This is a genomic window from Parvibaculum sp. (assembly GCF_035511255.1).
In the GTDB taxonomy this organism is placed as follows: domain Bacteria; phylum Pseudomonadota; class Alphaproteobacteria; order Parvibaculales; family Parvibaculaceae; genus Parvibaculum.
On record NZ_DATKFR010000041.1, the window covers coordinates 1 to 2,486 of the forward strand.

Annotated in this window: 3 protein-coding genes; all 3 read right to left on the reverse strand. The window is 65.7% G+C overall.

Features of this window, described 5'->3' with window-relative positions:
* The coding region (locus VMR03_RS01300) for a DNA-packaging protein (protein ID WP_325401497.1) at positions 1-1,136 on the reverse strand (1,136 nt) is incomplete at its 3' end.
* Entirely contained in the window at positions 1,039-1,554 is a 516-nt protein-coding gene (locus VMR03_RS01305) for a hypothetical protein (RefSeq protein ID WP_325401498.1), read from the reverse strand. The genes VMR03_RS01305 and VMR03_RS01300, both read right to left, overlap by 98 nt.
* 396 nt (positions 1,555-1,950) lie before the next feature.
* Positions 1,951-2,418, reverse strand: coding sequence for a YcgN family cysteine cluster protein (locus tag VMR03_RS01310; RefSeq protein WP_325401500.1), 468 nt, complete (start codon positions 2,416-2,418; stop codon positions 1,951-1,953).
* Positions 2,419-2,486 lie beyond the last annotated feature (68 nt).

The window sequence follows — 2,486 nt, forward strand, 5'->3', positions numbered from 1 at the left end:
TATAAGGCCGCTACCGGCTCCGCCCTGACGCGCTTGCCCCGCGTCGCCCGCACAAGCCGCAAGGGCACCGTCGGCAGCACCTGCCGCATGATGGTCGAGACCATTTCGCCGCCCTGATTGCTCTCGGCGACGATCCTGTCCGCTTTATGGTCGCGATAGGCCTTCCCCGCCCGGTTCGCCCAGGCGAGCGGCGTCAGCCCGCCCATCGAGCGGTCGTCGAGCACATATCCACGTCCCTCGCCGTCGACGCCGGCGACCACGATTCCGCATTCATCCGCCTGCGGACCGCTGGTCGCCGGCGGATCGACCGCGACGACGACGCGTACAAGCTCCGGCGCCCGCATGATGCGGGTGCCCTCGATCATGCTGCGCGACCACAGCGCGTCGGGATTGTCCTCGATCAGTTCCGCGTCGAGTTCCTGCCGCCCGAGCCGCGTTCCTTCATAGCGTGCGATCACCGCGCGAAAGAAGGCCTCGGCCAGATTGGCGCGATTGGCATGGGTCGAGGCCCGCGTCGCGATGCAGGTCTCTTCTTTCAGCAGCCGCTTCAAAATCGGCACCGGCCGCGGCGTCGTGGTCACCACCTGCCGGGGCCGCTCCCCGAGCCGCAATCCGAATTGCAGCATGTCCCAGGCTTCTTCGGCATAGCGCCATTTCGCCAGCTCGTCGGCCCAGGCCGCGTCGAATTGCGGGCCGCGCAGCGCATCCGGCTCCGAGGCCGAGAAGGCCTGCGCCACTGCGCCATTGGGCCAGAGCAATCGTCGCCGCGCGGCTTCGTAGCGCGGCCGTGCGGCCCGCGCGCCCAGCGCCCGCAATCCGGACGCGCCGTCGATCATCACCTCGCGCACATCGCCGAAGGTCTCGCCGATGAGCGCGATGCGTCCGGCGCGGCCCGCTTCCACCTCGCCGCGCACCCATTCGGCGCCGCTGCGCGTTTTGCCCGCGCCGCGCCCGCCCAGCACCAGCCATGTCGTCCATTCGCCATTCGGCGCGCGCTGATCGTCCCGCGCCCAGAAGGGCCAGTGATCCATCAGCCATTCAATTTCCCGTGGCGCGAGGCTCGCCAGAAACGCCGTCCGCGTCGCCGCCGGTAACGAGGCGAGCGAGGCGGCGCTGAAGCTCCGTTCTGAGCTCATCGCCATCCTCCTCTTTCTTTTTGCCGGGCTTTGCCTTCGCCGCCGCCTTGATGTCGTTCAGCTTTTCGAGCGAGCGCACCAGCGACGACAGCCGCCGCGCATCGCGCTCCTTCTGCATCGCATCGCGCTTCTTCGCGCTCTCGCCCTCGATCGTCTCGATCTCGCGGGCGATCAGCCGCTTCAGCCGCGTCGCAAGGCTCGACGGCTTGATCTGCGCCCCGGTGAGTTCGGCGGCCGGCGCCGGCGCCTTCGGCGGCGCCGTGCGCGGCCGCCAGCCCTCCCGCCGCGCCCGGGCGATCAGCATCTGCGAATTCAGGCCGGCTTTGTCCGCCGTCTCGGCAAGCGGCACATCCACATCTTCATAAGCCGCGCGGATTTTCGTCCAGTCGGGCTCCTTCGCTTTTTTCCTGACCGCCACGCATTCCTCTCCTCGTTGCGAGCGACGCAATAAAAAAGCCCCCGCTGACGGGGGCCGCAAACCTCGAGACGCAATACTGGATATAACCGAACAGGTAGGAAGCAGCGTCACGCTGGTCAAGGGGTGAAATTCATCCGCCGACGAATTTTATCGAAAACAAACTTATCCCCGCCTCGAAATGTCATCCCGGCCTTGTGCCGGGATCCAGGGCGGCAAAATGACGAGCGAGCGGCCCCTGGATCCCGGGACAAGCCCGGGATGACACCCATGGAGAGTTGCAGACACACTTCTGGAGATAATCGAAGAGGTGGTAAGGAGCGTCACGCTGGTCAAGGGGCAAAAATTCGTCCGCCGACGAATCTTTTTTAAGAAAACTTATCCCCGGGGGCCTCGCCCTCACTCCGCGATCTCTTTCGGCCACTGCACGATGTAGTCGCAGATGTCGTCGAAATCGATCTCGTCCTCGGAGACGACTTTCCCCCGGACCGACATGCCCGCGCGATGCACGCTTTCGGTTTCCCCGGAGACCAGCGGATGCCAGCTCGGCAGGTCCTTGCCCTCCGCCACCAGCCGGTAGGCGCAGGAGGGCGGCATCCAGCTCACCTCCTGGATCACCTCCGGCGTCAGCGGCACGCAATCGGGCACGCGCCTCGCCCGGTTCGGATAATCGGTGCAGCGGCAGCTCTCGCAGTCGAGCAGCTTGCAGATCGCGTTGGTGAACGAGATTTCGAGCGTATCCTCGTCCTCGAGCTTCACGAGGCAGCATTTCGCGCAGCCGTCGCAAAGCGACTCCCACTCCTTGCGGGTCATCTCTTCCAGCGTCTTGCGCTTCCAGAAGGGTTCGGGCTCGGCATTGCGCTTCATGAGCGCACAAAACCCCGGGATGAGGGGTCGGTCAAGCCCCGTCCCCGATTGGAACACAATTGCGGCGC

Bases quoted from the DNA above. Each gene is read 5' to 3' on its own strand.
- VMR03_RS01310 (WP_325401500.1), bottom strand. From the start codon at position 2,418: ATGAAGCGCAATGCCGAGCCCGAACCCTTCTGGAAGCGCAAGACGCTG.